Here is a 16,768-nt window from a genome sequence, read left to right on the forward strand (position 1 = left end):
TTATCCTATCAAGTGAAGTACGTGGAGCAACGGGAATACAAATAACGCACTGTCTAATCTATCTAATATCCCGCCATGTCCAGGAAGCAAAGTACCCGAATCTTTCACATCGTAGATTCGTTTGAATGCCGATTCTGCCAAGTCACCTATCTGACCAAATATACCTACGATAATGGAAATCAATAGTATATTAGACAACGACATATCCACAAAATGAGTCCAATAGCTGATCAACCCTACAACAAGACTAAAGAAGATACCTCCGACCGCTCCTTCAATCGTTTTGTTTGGAGAGATCACCGGCCAAAGTTTTCGTTTTCCGATCGATTTCCCAACAAAATACGCGCCAGAGTCTGTTGCCCATATCATGAATAGGATCAAGAATAAAAGTTGGACCCCACCTTCTAATATTCTTGTTTCTAGTAGATAGAAAAAACCAAACCCTACGTAAATAGAACTAAAAAGTACAAACGAAATATGATTGTAATCTGTATGGTTCTTTTGTACAACAGTTACGACTAGTAATAGAAGAACTGCAAGTATAATGGCATCAGTTTTAGTAAAAGGTTCTAAAGAACTCATCCAGTCTTGTGGTAATGCGATCAAGACTGCTAATAAGAATCCGATTCCCCCTACGAAACTTAGCTCCATTCTTTTCATACGCAATAATTCAAACATGCCAATCCCCGTTAGCAATAGTATTAATAGTGAGAACGGCCAGCTTCCATAAAGGGTAATCCCTATAAATAAAACGGCTGCGATTACACCTGTTATTATCCGTTGTTTCATAAGTCCTCCTTAATTAAACACCGCCATACCGTCTGCCTCGTCCGGCAAATTGTGATACAGCTTCTCGTAGATGCTCTTCAGAAAAATCTGGCCATAACACTTCAGTAAACCAAAATTCAGAATACGCAAGCTGCCAGAGCATAAAGTTACTTAATCGAACTTCACCACTTGTGCGAATCAAAAGATCGGGGTCGTTCAGATCATGCGTCATCAAATGCTGTTCAATCATGGAATCATCAATTTGTGACGGTTCTAATCTTCCTTGTTTCACCTCAGAAGCCAAAGCTTTAACCGCAGCAGTAATCTCATCACGACTGCCATAATTAAGAGCAAAGTTTAAGATTAACCCACTGTTGTTCTTCGTCTTGTTGATTGCTTCATCTACAGCTTTTACTGTGTGAAGGGGTAATAACTCCTTTTTACCCATTATTCGCACTTGTACGTTCTCTTTAATCAAATCTGGAAGAAAAGTATTTAAAAATTCTCCAGGAAGTTTCATTAAAAAGTCGACTTCTTCGCGTGGACGTTTCCAGTTTTCAGTTGAAAAAGCATAGAGTGTTAAAACTTCTATCCCAATTTTATTCGCTTCTTTAACGATTTTACGAACGGTCTTCATCCCTTCATGATGACCGGCAATTCGCGGCATAGCTCGTTTTCGTGCCCACCGTCCATTTCCATCCATAATAATGGCTACATGTTTAGGGATGTTTTCCTCACTGAATGTATGGTTCTCTGGACTTTTTTTCTTAAAGAAAAGCTTGTCAAGCATGTATAAGCCTCCATCTTCTTAGACTTCATAGAATCCACCTCATAGGGAGGTGTTCTCCATATGCCAATCACCTTATCATTTAAAAGTCTAGCAAAATGGTGATATTGTCTAATAAAAAAGCCCCCTTTTATAGAGGGCTTTTTATATTTAATTGTACATGGAAAAGCTTTATACTTCCATGATTTCTTTTTCTTTAACAGAACTTACAGAATCAACTTCAGCTGTGTATTTATCAGTGAGCTTTTGAACATCATCGTTATAGCGACGCAGTTCATCTTCTGTGATCTCAGCTTCTTTTTCAAGTTTTTTCAAATCATCGTTCGCATCACGACGAACGTTTCTTAGAGCTACTTTCGCTTCTTCAGCAAACTTTTTAACAAGTTTAACTAGTTCTTTTCTGCGCTCTTCTGTTAGTGCTGGAATCGCAATACGAATCACTTGCCCATCGTTAGAAGGTGTTAGACCAAGATCAGACTTTAGAATCGCCTTTTCAATATCTGCCATTGCAGATTTGTCGTAAGGCTGGATCACCAAAAGTCTAGCTTCCGGAGTTGTTACACCTGCTAGTTGATTGATCGGCGTTTGAGTTCCGTAGTAATCAACTTGTACTCTGTCTAATAGAGAAGGGTTTGCTCTACCTGCACGAAGTGTTGAATATTCGCGTCTTAAAGCTCCGATCGCTTTTTGCATCTTTTCTTCTGCTTGAGTTAAAACTTCTTTTGCCATTAGTTTCTCCCCCTTATAACGGTTCCAATTTTTTCTCCAGCCACTGCTCGTTTGATGTTTCCTTCTTCCATGATCGAGAAAACAACTAACGGGATATCATTATCCATACATAGTGATGATGCTGTCGTATCCATTACTGCTAGTCCATCTTTTAAAAGATCAAGATACGATAATGTCGTATACTTAACAGCGTTCTCATCCAATTTAGGATCTGCTGAATATACGCCGTCTACGTTATTCTTAGCCATCAAGATGACTTCTGCTTCAATTTCCGCTGCTCTTAGTGCTGCAGTCGTATCTGTTGAGAAATACGGGTTACCTGTTCCTGCTGCAAAAATGACAACGCGTTTTTTTTCAAGGTGACGAATGGCTTTTCTTCTGATATAAGGTTCTGCAACCTGGCGCATTTCTATTGATGTTTGTACTCTTGTTTGAACCCCGATGTTTTCAAGACTGTCTTGAAGGGCTAATGAATTCATCACAGTAGCAAGCATGCCCATATAGTCTGCTGAAGCACGGTCCATTCCCATCTCACTGCCCGTCTTACCACGCCATAAGTTTCCGCCGCCTACTACTACAGCAACTTCTACGTCGAGTTCAACGATTTCTTTTACTTGTTCTGCAATTGACTGAACGATTTTTGGATCGATTCCAGATGTTTGTTCACCTGCTAGTGCTTCTCCACTTAATTTCAAGACGACTCGTTTATATTTTGAAGTAGTCATTTGTCCCTCCATCACCTAAAAAAATGTATTTACTTTGGTGTTAAGGCTTTTCGTATAAAGCTTTGTTGCTTATGAAAGATGTTAATTTCCGTTTCAGGTGCTCGCTTTCCACGGGGCGACCGGTGAGCCACTTGCCGCTTTGCGCCTTTAAGTGTCTCACCTGACCGCTCGTCCCGCAGGAGTCTCGCACCTTACACTTCAATCAACTAGTCAAAGATGTCTTTATCAAGCACAAGCAACAATCTTTTTTGAAAACCATTAAAATACCAAGGTTATTTCTGTAAAAAAAGAGGAACACAACGTGCTCCCCTCTTTTTAAAACTGTGCTTACTTTTTAACTTGAGACATTACTTCTTCAGCGAAGTTGTCTTCACGCTTCTCAAGACCTTCTCCTACTTCAAAGCGAATGAAGGCTTTAACAGTAGCACCTTTGGAAGCTACATATTTACCAACTTTTTGGTCTGGATCTTTAATGAAAGATTGGTCGTTCAAGCAAATATCTTCGAAGTATTTACCAAGACGTCCTTCTACCATTTTAGCTACGATGTTTTCAGGCTTTCCTTCGTTAAGTGCTTGTTCAGTTAACACTTTACGCTCGCGTGATACTTCTTCTTCACTAACTTCATCACGAGAGATGTATTTAGGGTTTACTGCTGCAACGTGCATAGAAACGTCTTTCGCAACTTCTTCTTCTGTCGTTCCTTCAACAACTGAAAGAACTCCAATGCGTCCACCCATGTGAAGGTAAGCGCCGAATGCTGCATTCTCGTCTTTTTTCAAGATTTCAAAGCGACGAAGTGTAAGCTTTTCTCCGATTTTAGCGATTGCTGCGTTGATGTAGTCATTTACTGAAGTTCCGTTAAAGTCAGAAGCTAGTGCATCTTCTACTGAAGCAGGCTCTGTAGCCAACAAGTGGTTACCTAGCTCAGCGATTAAGTTTTTGAAGTTTTCGTTCTTCGCAACGAAATCTGTTTCAGAGTTCACTTCAAGGATAACTGCTTTGTTTCCGTCAACGATTACAGAAGTTAGACCTTCTGCAGCGATACGGTCAGCTTTCTTAGCAGCTTTCGCGATCCCTTTTTCACGAAGGTAGTCGATTGCCGCCTCCATGTTACCATCTGTTTCAGTTAATGCTTTCTTACAATCCATCATTCCTGCGCCAGTTTTCTCACGCAATTCTTTAACCATTTGTGCTGTAATAGCCATGTGTTTTTGCCTCCTTATGGGATATGTAGTGCTAGTTGTGACTTTACATAAAAAGGGTGATAAAGGGTCATCCCCTCTACCACCCTTGAGCATTCCATTTAATTAAGCAGTAGTTTCTTCTTCAGCTGCTTCTGCTACTTCTTCTCCGCCTTGGTTAGCTTCGATGATAGCATCTGCCATCTTACCAGTAAGAAGTTTAACTGCACGAATCGCATCATCGTTACCAGGGATAACGTGATCAACTTCGTCCGGATCACAGTTCGTATCAACGATAGCGATGATCGGGATGTTTAATTTACGAGCTTCAGCAATCGCGATGCGCTCTTTACGAGGGTCAACTACGAATAATGCGTCTGGAAGCTTGTTCATGTCTTTGATTCCGCCTAGGAACTTTTCAAGACGTTCCATTTCCTTTTTAAGAAGGATAACTTCTTTCTTAGGAAGTACTTCAAAAGTACCGTCTTCTTGCATTTTTTCAAGATCTTTCAAGCGGTTGATACGCTTGCGGATTGTACCGAAGTTTGTTAATGTTCCACCTAACCAACGTTGGTTGATGTAGTACATGTCTGAACGTTCAGCTTCTTCCTTAACTGAATCTTGAGCTTGTTTCTTAGTTCCAACGAAAAGGATCTTTCCGCCGTCAGCTGCGATGTTACGCATAACATTGTAGCATTCTTCAACTTTCTTTACCGTCTTTTGAAGATCGATAATGTAGATACCGTTTCTTTCTGTGAAAATGTAACGAGACATTTTCGGATTCCAACGGCGAGTCTGATGACCAAAGTGTACACCAGCTTCTAACAATTGTTTCATTGAAATTACTGCCATAATGGCACCTCCTAGGTTTGTTTACCTCCGTTTGTTTCACCTTTGAGCAATAACTGACTGAGTCAGCACCACATTACTCAAATCCGCAAACGTGTGTGATTAACACCGAGAAATAATATAACATGTTTCGCGCAATTTCTGCAAGTCTTTTTACTTGTTAACGATAAAATTTTAAAAGTAACTCTACTTCACCTTTTCCTCGATGTAGCATTTTTGCAATTTCTTCAGCATTATATCCTTTTTGAGCTAAGATTAATACTTCATTTGTCTCTTTAGAGAAATGTTTATCGTCTGAAATCTGGCCCGTATCTGTCTTTTCAATTTTAACATTCGTGATCTCATCCACATCCATTTGTTGATGGTTCTTCTGTGTGAATTCTAAGATCATATCATGCAAGCGTTCATTTTCTTGCTTCATCTCTTCTGAAAAAAGCTCAAGAAGCTCTTCTACTTCTTCACTTGTTTTTGATTCATGTGAGTTATTTTGTTGTAATTTCTTGTGCAGATTAAAAATTAAATATAAACATACTATGTTTAACATCACACTTAGTAAAACTAAAGCGTACATCGCATCCATCCTAACCTGAATAATCGATTTTACTTCCCTTATAAGGATGACTCGAACTCTTTGAACTCGTCTTTTCTTGCTGATGCTGGTCATTTGTTTGAAATAAACTTGATTCGGTCGCTTCTTTTTGATTGACCCGTTCTGCTTCTTTCTTATCTTTTTTCCGTATTTCTTCTGAAGTATGCTGTTGTTGAAGAAGTCCTCTGTTCATAAGATCAACGCTTGCTTTTGAAGCATCAAGAGTTCTTGGAATTGCCACTTGGAGCTCGATTAATTTAAGACTCACAGCATCCACATCCTATTCTTATAGCGTGTGAACAACAATTTCCTTCTCTTCTAAAAATACTTTCGCAGCAGTGTATGGAGATTGGATCTTTCGTTTATATTTTCCGATCCCGATCTCAACATTAGGATGGAGCGTGCTGTTAATATTAATAGAAGATTTAAGAGCATTTTTACATTTTTCGATTTCCTCTCGATGGTTATTCATCTCCAGTTTCGATTGAGAAATCGTATTTATAATTCTATTAATCGTTTGTTGTTCTGTATTTTTTTGAATCAACACGTTTTTTAAATGAGTTAATTTTTCTAAATTTTTTTCGAGTTCAAGAATTTTATGTTCATGATGTATGATTTCTTTATCCATTCTATCATTTGTTTTTATGTATAGTAACGTTTTGGAGTTTGTATCGCTTCCTATGTTATTCGCTGAGATTCCGTTTCCTGCAATACAGGTGCCACCAGAAATATTTCCTTTGCCACTCGTACATATCACGTTAGATTCCGCCTCACAATGGCTGTGAAGAATCGTTTGTGCTACCACGATGTTTCCTCCCGCGTATACATTTCCTTGACTAATATAAAGGGAAGTGAAATCTCCACCACAACGAACCGTACCTTTTCCTTGACCTAAAACACCGCCACCGATCACAACGCTTCCGTCAGAAATAATATCAGCTGCTTCAACGACGCCTTCGACTCGAACATCACCTTTTGCATTTATTTTAAACCCCGAAGGCACATCACCGGTTATGTGAACATTTCCAACAAAATCAATATGACCCGTCTTTAAGGAAACATCACCATCTACTCGATAAACCGGATAAATGTTTACACGATTATTTTGGAACGTAACCTCTCCACTCGCTGAAGCAAAGACACATTTCTCACTTTCGATATAAACGGTATTCTCACCATTTTTCACTACTAGATCTTTACCTTTTTTTGCAGGTATTACTTTTCCAAAAACACTTATTCCTGCTATGCCTTCAGTCGCGTTTTGTTTCCTTGCTAAGATTTCTCCGAACTCAGCTGTAGGAATTGTAAAAAGTCGTTTGAAATCTAGCTTCTCATTCTCGTTTGTATCAAGCTTCTTCTCATTTGAGAAAGATGGAATAAGTCTTGCAGACTCTCCATCTTTAGGGAGTTTCCCTTTTGCAATCTCAGCAGGGAAAACAAAACGATTTAGATTTTCAACCACTAAACTCAATACTTCATTTCGAATTCCATGTCGTATTCCTTTAGACTCGATCCAAGCTAGCAGTTTAGAATACGTGACTTCACCAGATGGAATATCAACTCCATTTTTTTGTAAAAGAGCTTCTGTTTCACGATTCTCCAATTTTATATGAAACCATTGATCCATATCCCTACCCCTTACATATATCGTTGTAGAACCTGTCGAATTCTAAAGAGTGCTTTTGAGTGTATTTGAGATATTCTGGATGTAGATAGACCAAGTACTTGTCCGATTTCAGTTAATGTTAATTCCTCGAAGTAGAACAAACTTACTACAAGCTGCTCTTTCTCAGACAATTCTTTGATTACTAATGCAAGCTCACCGTGAAGTTCTTCTTGAAGTAAACTATTTTCAGGTGTGATCGCTTTTTTATCTTCAATCGTGTAACTAACTTTTTCACGACTTTCCGTTTCTTTGTTCTCTTCGTCAATTGATAAAACGTTAGCAAGAAAACTTTCAGACATAACGGTTGTTACTTCATTTTCTGAGTATCCTAATTCATCAGCAACTTCTCTTGCGCTAACCGAACGAAGATTTTCTTGTTCCAATCTTTCAATAGCCGCTTCCACTTTTTTTGTTTTTTCTCTTAAACTTCTTGGAAGCCAGTCTTCTCTTCGTAAGCCGTCTAAAATAGCACCACGTATCCGAAATGAAGCGTAAGTATCAAACTTCAGGTCTCTTTCAGGCTCGAATTTTTTTAGAGCATCGTACAACCCTAGCATACCGAGGGATCGGAGTTCATCTTTGTTAACACTTTTAGGCAAACCAACCGATATACGTTGTACGTGATAATTGACAAGTGGTAAGTAAGCACGCATCAGTTCGTCACCTGCTTCTCGATCACGACTCGTGTTCCACTTTTCCCAGCAAGATTGTTCTTCTAATAAAGATGGCTCCGTCATGGTAATCCTCCTCGTTTTTTTTGGTATTTATATGACCTTTGTTCCTGCATTAACCGTTTTAATCGTTAATAAAGTGTTCTCAGGGTTGAACTCGATCGTCCTTCCGCTAGAACCTCCTACATCGCTTGCTAATAAAGGAATCTTTAGAGCTGATAACTCTTCAATAACACGTTCAACGTTTCTTGGACCAATTCGCATCATTTCACTTCCGGAGGTGAACTTAAACATCTGTGCGCCTCCAGCGATCTTTGCTTTTAAGCCTTTTCCATTAGCACCACTCTTGATCAGCATGTCATAGAGACTCTTAATCGCTGTATCCGCATACTTCCCTTCATTTAACATAGAAGTTTTTGAAAGTGATGAATCCGGAAGCATGATATGCGCCATGCCTGCGATTTTTTTTACTTGATCAAAAAGTATGACGCCCACACATGAACCAAGACCTGTAGTTCTAATTGTGTTTGGAGGAGAAACGAGGTTAATATCAGCGATTCCCACCTTAATGATTTCACTCATCCAACGGAACTCCTAATGCATGAAAAATTTTTGAGAAGGATAGAGGGTCAGGCAACAGAAAAAAGTGACCTTTTACCTCGTCTTGTCTTTCTATATCTGTAAATGCTGTATCGATAACAATGGCATAATCACTAACGGTAGATATTTCCAAAAGTCCAAAACTTAAGATCGCTCCAGCCATGTCAATGCTTGTGGCAGGTACAGATGGCTGTAAATTCAGCCCAGTAAAATCAGAGAACGAAGTAAGATATGATCCTGATAGAATGTTACCTACTTCCTGAAGAGCAGATAATGAGATGTCAGACTCATCTTCTTTTGTTAGATCCACTGTTTGACCGACTAGTAAATCTTCTAAAAGCTTCTCAGCTTGCTCAACGGGAAGCATGAAGAACATACAACCGGGAGCATCCCCTACGATTCTCAAGAAAACGGAAGCCACAACGTTCTCTGCTCCGCCGACCATCTCAGATATTTCTTCAAAAGAGATAACATTCACGGAAGGGACTTTCATATCAACAGCTTTGTTCAGCATCGTTGACAAAGCTGTCGCTGCATGTCCTGCTCCAATGTTTCCGATCTCACGTAAGACATCCAGATGGATAGGCTGAATTCTTAGAAAATCCATCTTATTGGATACTCTCCTTAGTGGGTTGTACATCCAGCTTTTCTGGATTCAAAACTTTCACAAGATCAAGAAGGATCAATAGTCGTTTCTCAATCTTTGCCACTCCTTGTATATACTCAGCATCAACGCCACCTACCACTTCTGGAGGAGGCTCGATCTTTTCTTTATCAAGATCGATTACGTCATTCGCCGCATCTACAATAAGCCCCGCTTCGATCGTCCCTACTGATACAATAATGATTCGTGTCGTATCCGTGTGGCTTACTTCTTCAATCTCGAATCGAGAACGCAGATCGATAATCGGAGTAACAACACCTCTTAAATTAATTACTCCTTTTACAAAAGAAGCCGTTCTTGGAATTCTAGTGATTGGTTGCATTCTTTCGATCGATTTCACGTGCTGGACAGGTACTGCATACTCTTCATCTTTCAATTGAAAGATGATCACTTTTTCTTCATTCATCATGATTAACCACCTTATTTTATGAGTGCATTGCAATCGAGAATTAACGCCACTTGTCCATCTCCTAGAATCGTTGCACCTGAGATAGCAAATACCGAAGTTAAATACTGACCGAGTGATTTCAAGACGATCTCTTGCTGTCCGATAAACGAATCAACAACTAATGCTGCCATCTTATCTCCTTTTCTTACTACGACTACAGGAACGTGCTGACCCGATTCCATTGAACCAGGTACTTCAAAAATGTCTTTCATGTTAACAAGAGGTACCACTTTACCTCTAAAATCAATCACTTTTTGATTGTGGGCAGACAGAATGTCTTCTTTTCTAATAATGGCCGTTTCAATGATCGATGATAACGGAATCGCGTATTTTTCACGACTGATTTCAACGAGCATGACAGACATGATCGATAGAGTCAGAGGAAGCTGTATGGAAAAGATCGTTCCTGATCCTTCTGTTGAATCGACAGCGATAGAGCCACCTAACGACTCAATTTTATTTTTTACTACATCCAATCCTACTCCACGTCCCGAGATGTCAGAAACAACATCAGCTGTAGAAAAGCCTGAAGCGAATAATAATTCAAAACACTGTTTATCGGTCAAATTTTCAGACATTTCTTTCGTGAGGATTCCGTTTTCGATTGCTTTACTTAATACTTTTTGTTTATTAATACCCGCTCCATCATCTTGTATCTCGATAAACACATGATTCCCGCTATGAAAAGCTCTTAGATAGATGGTACCTGTTTCATTTTTACCTTTCGAAGAACGGACCTCAGGGTTTTCGATGCCATGATCAATCGAGTTACGAAGCAAGTGAACAAGCGGATCACCGATCTCATCGATTACGGTTCGATCAAGTTCAGTTTCTGCTCCTACGATCTCAAGGTTTACTTTTTTACCGAGATCTTTCGCTAGTCCTCTTATCATTCTTGGGAAGCGATTGAAGACTTGTTCTACTGGAACCATTCTCATCGTTAGGATGATGTTTTGCAGATCTCCTGACACACGAGACATTCGTTCAACCGTCTCGTTTAGTTCCATGCTTTTCAATGATTTCGAAATCTCTTCTAGCCGACCACGGTCGATGACAAGTTCTTCAAACAAGTTCATGAGCTGATCAAGCCTCTCAATATTGACGCGAATGGTTTTTCCGCTGCTACTCGTATTTGAAGGTTGCTGTACTTCACTCTTTTTAGAAGGTTGCTGTACTTCACTCTTTTTATCTTCCGGCGACACTTCTTGTTGCTCTATTTTTTTATTCTCTTCATTCTCGAAATTTGAAGATATGTTGAGTTGGTCTGCCTTAATATCATTTACTTCTACTGTATTAATCTCAGAAACTTTTAAAATACGTTCTTTAACATTTTCAGCAGACTCTTTCGTAAGGATGGAAAGCGCAAAATGTGTTCCAAATTGTTCTGTTTCTAGCATATCTACCGCTGGTAACGTTTTAATGATCTCCCCGATCTGTTCGATCACTTCAAACACCATGTATACTCTGGCAGCTTTTAAAATACAGTCTTCTCTTAATGAGATCGATAGCTCGTATGCATGAAATCCTTGTTCTTTTGATTGAATGATGATCTGTTTTTCATATTGATCATAATCTTGTAATGAGCCTGCTTTATTTTTTGATTCTGCTTGGGTCGATTGTGGAACTTCTCCCTTTTCAAGCGCCTCTAACTCTTTCACTGTCGCAGTGACATCTCGTTTACCGCTACCGCCTTCTGAAATTTCCACTACCATCGCTTCTAAGTGATCAAGTGAAGCGAAGAGTACATCTAGAACAGAAGATGAAACGTTTAATTTGTTATTACGAATCGCATCAAGAACATTTTCCATACAATGAGTTAGGTTAGCTAGGTCTTCATAACCCATCGTAGCTGACATTCCTTTTAATGTATGAGCAGAACGGAAAATCTCATTTACAATTGATAGTTCTCCTGGTGTTTTTTCTAGCAGCATTGCTTGTTGATTAATAGACTGTAAATGTTCTTTGCTTTCTTCAATGAATATGTCGAGATATCGTGTCATTTCCATCGTATATATCCCCCTATTTTACAAATGGTTTTGAATAGCTGATCCGATTGACTCTAAATGAACCACTTCATCTACCTTTTTTGAAAGAACCGCGGCCTTTGGCATTCCATAAACAATACAGGATTCTTCTGCTTCTGCAATCACGACCGTTGAACCCGCTTCTTTTAAATCTATGATTCCTTCTGTGCCATCCGAGCCCATACCAGTCATGATAACAGCAACTATTTGGTAGTCTTGAAGTTTGCTTGCAGACCGGAACAGTACGTTAACTGCTGGTCGATGTCCGCCTACGGGATCATCTTTATGTAACGAAACGTACAATCGCCCCATTTTTTCGTATAGTCGTATATGAAAGCCACCTGGTGCGATGTAAACAGAACCTTTTTGTAACAACTCATGATCTTCCGCCTCTTTTACAGCAACGTTTGATAATGAATTCAATCGATCTGCTAACGATCTCGTAAACCCTGCAGGCATATGCTGTACAACAACTACGGGTGCATCTAAATCACTTGGAAGCTTTGTGATCACTTGTTGCAACGCTCTCGGACCACCTGTCGATGTACCGATCAAAACCAGCTTGTCTTTATGCTCTGTCTTTAACATTCTCTTCTGCACATTGTTTTCAAGTTTATATGGAAACAGAGCTTTTTTTGTTGCGATATTTGCTTTTGAAGATGTGATCACTTTTTCTATCAAACTATTCTTTACTTTATGTAAATCTAAGGATATCGCGCCAGATGGTTTAGCGATAAAATCAATAGCTCCCGCTTCTATAGCTAGAATCGTATTTTCCGCACCGATTTTTGTTGTACTTGACAGCATAATGATCGGAACCGGGCAGTTCTTCATGATCGTTCTTGCAGCATCTATGCCATTTAAAATGGGCATTTCAACATCCATTGTGATAACGTCTGGTTTTAACTTTAGTGTTTTATCAATTGCTTCCTGTCCGTTTCTAGCTGTATCGATCACCATAATCCTAGAATCTTCACTTAAGAACTCTTTGATCAGCTTTCTCATAAAGGCAGAATCATCTACAATTAGCACTCTGATCTGTTTCATGCAGCATCTACCTTTCTTTAAAAAATGATTTTAACTTGCCGATGAAAGACTTATAAGATACTTCTTGCTGTTTCACCGTACCTACATACGTTTCCGCTAACTGATAGACAGCTTTGGAAGCTAATGAGGATGGTTTATGAATAGAAAAGGGAATTTGTTTTTTTACAGCATGCCATACATCTTGATCCATCGGAATCTGTCCTAAACAGATGAGCTCTTTTTGTAAGAACTGTTTACAAACATGGCTTAACTTTTCAACCGTATCTCTTCCTTCTCTTTGGTTTTCATATCGGTTGATAACTAAATAGAAGGGAAGTTCTTTATCTTTCATATAAATGAATTTCATCATAGAATAGGCATCTGTTAGTGATGTGATCTCAGGTGTAGCTATTACCAATACCTCATGGCTTGAGAGCACAAATTTTAATGCCGTTTCTGTTGCACCTGCACCCATATCTAGAAAAATAAAATCATAAAATCTCTCTAATTCTTCTAGTTGATTCATAAAATGTACCAACATCTCATCCGTTATGCTCGTAAGAGAACCGAAATTCCTACCGCCAGCAATCGTATGAAGGCCGTCTTCACCCTCTTCGATGATCTCCCAGACAGATAATTGATTCTGTAGCATGTCCATCATATGCTTGTGAGATCTTCTTCCGAGAATTAAGTCTACATTTCCCATACCTATATCTAGATCCAGTACCAAAACGCGTTTCTCCATCCGAACCAACGAAAGGGCAAGATTCACCGTGACATTTGTTTTACCGACGCCGCCTTTCCCACTGACTACAGAGATTACGCGAGCACTGCTTGATGAGACAGAGACCAACTGTTTTCGAAGGCTTATCGCTTGATCAAGCATGTTGTGTTTTTTCCTTTAATAGCGTCTGAATTAGTTCATCCGCATCGGCTTCAAACATATCATCAGGGACGTTCTGGCCATTTGTAACATACCCGACCGGTACACTGTTTAAGATTGCAAGATTTAGAAGTGAACCGTAAGTCTTCGTTTCATCTTTCTTCGTAAAAATCACCTTATGAACAGGTAAACTCTTAAACTGACTGTAGATGGTTTCCATATCACGATATTTTGAAGTTAGTGAAAGGACGAGATAGTTTTTCATATCTTTATCAAAATGGATGATTCTTTGTAGTTCTTCAATATAGAATCGATTTAGAAAATTTCTGCCTGCAGAATCTACGAGAACAAGGTCATAGTCTTCGAACTTCTCTTTCGCTCTCTTAAAATCATCCGCCGTATATGCGACCTCACATGGAATGTTTAATATTTCAGCATATGTCTTCAGTTGATCGATAGCTGCGATCCGATAAGTATCAGTCGTAATAAACGCCACTTTCTTACCATCCTTTAAAACCGCTTTTGCTCCAATCTTTGCTATCGTTGTTGTTTTACCAACACCAGTCGGTCCGATCAAGTTTAAAAATTTTGATTCGTAATGAAAGCCACCAAACTCACTTTTAGCCATTCTTGCGCTTAGATAGCTACTGATCCATGTATTCCAGTCATAGTTCTCTCTTTCTGCTTCATCCAGACTTTCATATTTAGAAGATAATGATGGAATGAGTTCTTCAAGTATCGTTGAATCTACTTCTTGGTTTACAAGAAAAGCTTCCCACTCTTTAACAAATGGTGCTGTATCTTCTGGCTTTTTTGATTGTACGGTCAATGTGTGAACCATCTTCTTTAGTTGACGAATCTCCATTGTTAGATCCTCTTCTTTAAAAACAGGTTGCTGATCTCTCATACTATTCTTGTGTTGCTTCTTTGTTAGCTGATAATCTACGTCTTGATCCAGTCCAGCGAAAATCTCAACATTTTTCTTAGTAAAGAATCCGAAGAATCCGCCAACTTGAACCTCTCTTGTATTTAATATGACCGCACCGCTTCCAAGATCTGCTCTTACTAGTTTCATAGCTTCTGGCAAGTTCTGTGCTGTATACTTCTTTACCTTCATCAGATGTTCACCACCCCTACACTTTTCACTTCTAGCTCAGGTTCCAATTCGTTGTATGACAAAACCGCTACATCCGGAAGATAACGCTCAATCAGTTGCCTCACGTACATCCTTACTGCTGGTGAACATAAGAGAACGACCGATTGGTCAAAACTTCGTCCCGATTCCAGTTCAGATGTAATGCTGTCAAAGATCGATTGAGAATCTTGCGGATCTAAAGACAGGTAGTTACCATGTTCTGTTTGCTGAACAGCATCCGCTATCTTCTTTTCTACTGACCCACCAAGTGTGATGACATGCAGAGGTTCATTTTCATTCGCATAGCTTTTTGATATCTGTCTGGATAAGCCTTGTCTTACATACTCTGTTAAAAGATCTGTATCTTTTGTCATCTTTGCAAAATCAGCCAACGTTTCAAAGATTACCGCTAAGTTACGAATCGATATACGCTCACGTAAAAGTTTGGATAAAACTTTTTGAACTTCTCCGATCGTAAGCACATCTGGCGTTACTTCCTCCACAATAGCTGGATACGATTCTTTGAAGTGGTCGACAAGTTGTTTCGTCTCTTGTCTTCCAATCAGTTCGTGTGCGTGCTTCTTTATCACTTCTGTCAAATGCGTCGAGACCACTGAAGGGGGATCTACAACCGTGTATCCTGAGTATTCAGCTCGTTCTTTCATCTCTTCACCGATCCAGATGGCCGGCAGACCAAATGCTGGTTCCATCGTTTCGATACCTTGTACCTCTTCATCATCAATTCCTGGACTCATCGCTAAATAATGATCCAACAGCAACTCACCTTTTGCGACTTGACTGCCTTTTATTTTTATTCTGTACTCATTCGGCTGAAGCTGGATGTTGTCTCGTATCCGAACGACGGGTACGATCATTCCAAGTTCTAAAGCCAGCTGTCTTCTGATCATAACGATCCTATCCAATAGGTCACCGCCTTGCGAAGTGTCTGCTAATGGTATAAGACTGTAGCCAAATTCAAATTCAATCGGATCGATCTGCAGAAGGTTCACTACAGATTCAGGGCTTTTCAGCTGTTCTGTCTGTATATCTTCTTCCACCACTTCTTCTTTTACTTTTTGTTCACGTTCTGCTTTTAATAGAAGATAGCCGCCGATTGCTAAAATTCCTCCGATCGTAATCGTAAAAAAGTCATTGATCGGTGTGAACAACCCAAGCATGATGATCGTTCCTCCAGCTACAAAAAGCATGACAGGATACGCAAGCAATTGTTTGCTGATATCAAACCCTAAGTTTCCTTCTGATGCCGCACGTGTCACAATAATTCCTGTCGCTGTAGAAATGATGAGTGCTGGAATCTGCGACACCAATCCATCACCAACGGTCATTCTTGTAAACAATTCTGCACTCTCACCAAAACTGAGGCCCATCTGAAGCATTCCGATGATGATTCCGAACAACATATTGATCAAGACGATGATAATACCAGCTATAGCATCACCTTTAACAAATTTACTCGCTCCATCCATCGCTCCGTAAAAATCTGCTTCGCGTTCAATCGTTTCACGTCTTTCTTTCGCTTCCCGATCTGAAATCATACCAGCATTTAAGTCTGCATCGATGCTCATCTGCTTACCAGGCATCGCATCAAGTGTAAACCTTGCAGCAACTTCTGATACACGTTCAGATCCTTTCGTAATTACGATAAATTGAATAATAATTAGAATGAAAAATACTACGATACCAACAAGTATATTCCCACCTACAACAAATTCACCGAAAGTATGTACAACGTTTCCGGCATCTCCTGTTGAAAGGATGCTTCTCGTTGTCGAAACGTTTAGCCCTAGTCTAAAAAGCGTCACTAACAATAACAATGACGGAAATATGGAAAATTGGAGAGGCTGTGTTGTGTTCATGGCAATCAATATGATTAAAAGTGCCAGAGATATATTCGTTATGATTAAGAAATCCAACATAAACGTTGGCATTGGTATGACGAGCATGGCGATAATGAGAATAACGCCTGCTAAAACACTCATGTCTCTAGCTTTCATCTGTAAA

Annotated in this window: 18 protein-coding genes; all 18 read right to left on the reverse strand. The window is 39.5% G+C overall.

What is annotated here, in order from left to right:
- The 18 genes from ACFS5O_RS15310 to flhA all read right to left on the reverse strand — a co-directional run bounded on the left by ACFS5O_RS15310 (position 1) and on the right by flhA (position 16,761).
- Positions 1-789 carry a phosphatidate cytidylyltransferase gene (locus tag ACFS5O_RS15310; RefSeq protein WP_205726127.1) on the reverse strand — a complete coding sequence of 263 codons (789 nt, stop codon included), beginning with the start codon at positions 787-789 and terminating at the stop codon, positions 1-3.
- 13 nt (positions 790-802) lie between these two features.
- Complete coding sequence (uppS, locus tag ACFS5O_RS15315; RefSeq protein WP_205726126.1) at positions 803-1,558, reverse strand: undecaprenyl pyrophosphate synthase; 756 nt, start codon at positions 1,556-1,558, stop codon at positions 803-805.
- Positions 1,559-1,726: 168 nt separating this feature from the next.
- Positions 1,727-2,284 (reverse strand): ribosome recycling factor, encoded by a 558-nt coding sequence (gene frr / locus ACFS5O_RS15320; RefSeq protein ID WP_198767060.1) that lies wholly within the window; start codon positions 2,282-2,284, stop codon positions 1,727-1,729.
- Positions 2,284-3,009 carry a UMP kinase gene (gene pyrH / locus ACFS5O_RS15325; protein ID WP_066393724.1) on the reverse strand — a complete coding sequence of 242 codons (726 nt, stop codon included), beginning with the start codon at positions 3,007-3,009 and terminating at the stop codon, positions 2,284-2,286. The genes frr and pyrH overlap by 1 nt, the downstream gene beginning before the upstream one ends.
- 327 nt (positions 3,010-3,336) lie before the next feature.
- On the reverse strand, positions 3,337-4,215 hold the full coding sequence (tsf, locus tag ACFS5O_RS15330) for a translation elongation factor Ts (protein ID WP_144700732.1): 879 nt from the start codon (positions 4,213-4,215) through the stop codon (positions 3,337-3,339).
- A gap of 102 nt (positions 4,216-4,317) precedes the next feature.
- On the reverse strand, positions 4,318-5,043 hold the full coding sequence (gene rpsB, locus ACFS5O_RS15335; protein WP_144700734.1) for a 30S ribosomal protein S2: 726 nt from the start codon (positions 5,041-5,043) through the stop codon (positions 4,318-4,320).
- Positions 5,044-5,200: 157 nt separating this feature from the next.
- Positions 5,201-5,611: a DUF6115 domain-containing protein gene (locus ACFS5O_RS15340; protein ID WP_205726125.1), complete on the reverse strand. Its 411-nt coding sequence runs from the start codon at positions 5,609-5,611 to the stop codon at positions 5,201-5,203.
- A 10-nt stretch (positions 5,612-5,621) separates the two neighbouring features.
- Positions 5,622-5,897: a hypothetical protein gene (locus tag ACFS5O_RS15345; protein WP_205726124.1), complete on the reverse strand. Its 276-nt coding sequence runs from the start codon at positions 5,895-5,897 to the stop codon at positions 5,622-5,624.
- 18 nt (positions 5,898-5,915) lie between these two features.
- Positions 5,916-7,256: a flagellar assembly protein A gene (locus ACFS5O_RS15350; protein ID WP_205726123.1), complete on the reverse strand. Its 1,341-nt coding sequence runs from the start codon at positions 7,254-7,256 to the stop codon at positions 5,916-5,918.
- 11 nt (positions 7,257-7,267) lie between these two features.
- On the reverse strand, positions 7,268-8,032 hold the full coding sequence (locus ACFS5O_RS15355; protein WP_066393712.1) for a FliA/WhiG family RNA polymerase sigma factor: 765 nt from the start codon (positions 8,030-8,032) through the stop codon (positions 7,268-7,270).
- A gap of 27 nt (positions 8,033-8,059) precedes the next feature.
- Complete coding sequence (locus tag ACFS5O_RS15360) at positions 8,060-8,548, reverse strand: chemotaxis protein CheD (RefSeq protein WP_205726122.1); 489 nt, start codon at positions 8,546-8,548, stop codon at positions 8,060-8,062.
- Entirely contained in the window at positions 8,541-9,173 is a 633-nt protein-coding gene (locus ACFS5O_RS15365; protein WP_205726121.1) for a chemotaxis protein CheC, read from the reverse strand. The genes ACFS5O_RS15360 and ACFS5O_RS15365 overlap by 8 nt, the downstream gene beginning before the upstream one ends.
- Position 9,174: 1 nt before the next feature.
- Entirely contained in the window at positions 9,175-9,639 is a 465-nt protein-coding gene (locus ACFS5O_RS15370) for a chemotaxis protein CheW (RefSeq protein ID WP_379839366.1), read from the reverse strand.
- 11 nt (positions 9,640-9,650) lie between these two features.
- A complete protein-coding gene (locus ACFS5O_RS15375; RefSeq protein WP_205726120.1) occupies positions 9,651-11,684 on the reverse strand; it encodes a chemotaxis protein CheW in 2,034 nt (677 codons plus the stop codon).
- 18 nt (positions 11,685-11,702) lie between these two features.
- Positions 11,703-12,749, reverse strand: a complete 1,047-nt coding sequence (locus tag ACFS5O_RS15380; protein WP_205726119.1) for a protein-glutamate methylesterase/protein-glutamine glutaminase — start codon at positions 12,747-12,749, stop codon at positions 11,703-11,705.
- Between the two features lie 7 nt (positions 12,750-12,756).
- Positions 12,757-13,614: a MinD/ParA family protein gene (locus tag ACFS5O_RS15385; RefSeq protein ID WP_205726118.1), complete on the reverse strand. Its 858-nt coding sequence runs from the start codon at positions 13,612-13,614 to the stop codon at positions 12,757-12,759.
- Entirely contained in the window at positions 13,607-14,728 is a 1,122-nt protein-coding gene (gene flhF / locus ACFS5O_RS15390) for a flagellar biosynthesis GTPase FlhF (protein ID WP_205726117.1), read from the reverse strand. Before flhF ends, ACFS5O_RS15385 begins: the two co-directional genes overlap by 8 nt.
- Positions 14,728-16,761, reverse strand: a complete 2,034-nt coding sequence (gene flhA / locus ACFS5O_RS15395) for a flagellar biosynthesis protein FlhA (RefSeq protein WP_205726116.1) — start codon at positions 16,759-16,761, stop codon at positions 14,728-14,730. Before flhA ends, flhF begins: the two co-directional genes overlap by 1 nt.
- Positions 16,762-16,768: the final 7 nt, after the last annotated feature.

The organism is Fictibacillus nanhaiensis, from assembly GCF_042686385.1.
GTDB classification, from domain to species: Bacteria; Bacillota; Bacilli; order Bacillales; family Fictibacillaceae; genus Fictibacillus; species Fictibacillus nanhaiensis.

What these genes read in the sequence shown, in the direction of transcription:
- ACFS5O_RS15370 (WP_379839366.1), bottom strand. Translation starts at nt 9,639, where the DNA reads ATGATGAATGAAGAAAAAGTGATCATCTTTCAATTGAAAGATGAAGAG.
- ACFS5O_RS15380 (WP_205726119.1), bottom strand. Translation starts at nt 12,749, where the DNA reads ATGAAACAGATCAGAGTGCTAATTGTAGATGATTCTGCCTTTATGAGA.
- ACFS5O_RS15375 (WP_205726120.1), bottom strand. Translation starts at nt 11,684, where the DNA reads ATGGAAATGACACGATATCTCGACATATTCATTGAAGAAAGCAAAGAA.
- uppS (WP_205726126.1), bottom strand. Translation starts at nt 1,558, where the DNA reads ATGCTTGACAAGCTTTTCTTTAAGAAAAAAAGTCCAGAGAACCATACA.
- flhF (WP_205726117.1), bottom strand. Translation starts at nt 14,728, where the DNA reads ATGAAGGTAAAGAAGTATACAGCACAGAACTTGCCAGAAGCTATGAAA.
- ACFS5O_RS15385 (WP_205726118.1), bottom strand. Translation starts at nt 13,614, where the DNA reads ATGCTTGATCAAGCGATAAGCCTTCGAAAACAGTTGGTCTCTGTCTCA.
- ACFS5O_RS15350 (WP_205726123.1), bottom strand. Translation starts at nt 7,256, where the DNA reads ATGGATCAATGGTTTCATATAAAATTGGAGAATCGTGAAACAGAAGCT.
- ACFS5O_RS15365 (WP_205726121.1), bottom strand. Translation starts at nt 9,173, where the DNA reads ATGGATTTTCTAAGAATTCAGCCTATCCATCTGGATGTCTTACGTGAG.
- tsf (WP_144700732.1), bottom strand. Translation starts at nt 4,215, where the DNA reads ATGGCTATTACAGCACAAATGGTTAAAGAATTGCGTGAGAAAACTGGC.
- ACFS5O_RS15340 (WP_205726125.1), bottom strand. Translation starts at nt 5,611, where the DNA reads ATGTACGCTTTAGTTTTACTAAGTGTGATGTTAAACATAGTATGTTTA.
- ACFS5O_RS15360 (WP_205726122.1), bottom strand. Translation starts at nt 8,548, where the DNA reads ATGAGTGAAATCATTAAGGTGGGAATCGCTGATATTAACCTCGTTTCT.
- ACFS5O_RS15355 (WP_066393712.1), bottom strand. Translation starts at nt 8,032, where the DNA reads ATGACGGAGCCATCTTTATTAGAAGAACAATCTTGCTGGGAAAAGTGG.
- flhA (WP_205726116.1), bottom strand. Translation starts at nt 16,761, where the DNA reads ATGAAAGCTAGAGACATGAGTGTTTTAGCAGGCGTTATTCTCATTATC.
- rpsB (WP_144700734.1), bottom strand. Translation starts at nt 5,043, where the DNA reads ATGGCAGTAATTTCAATGAAACAATTGTTAGAAGCTGGTGTACACTTT.
- frr (WP_198767060.1), bottom strand. Translation starts at nt 2,284, where the DNA reads ATGGCAAAAGAAGTTTTAACTCAAGCAGAAGAAAAGATGCAAAAAGCG.
- ACFS5O_RS15310 (WP_205726127.1), bottom strand. Translation starts at nt 789, where the DNA reads ATGAAACAACGGATAATAACAGGTGTAATCGCAGCCGTTTTATTTATA.
- pyrH (WP_066393724.1), bottom strand. Translation starts at nt 3,009, where the DNA reads ATGACTACTTCAAAATATAAACGAGTCGTCTTGAAATTAAGTGGAGAA.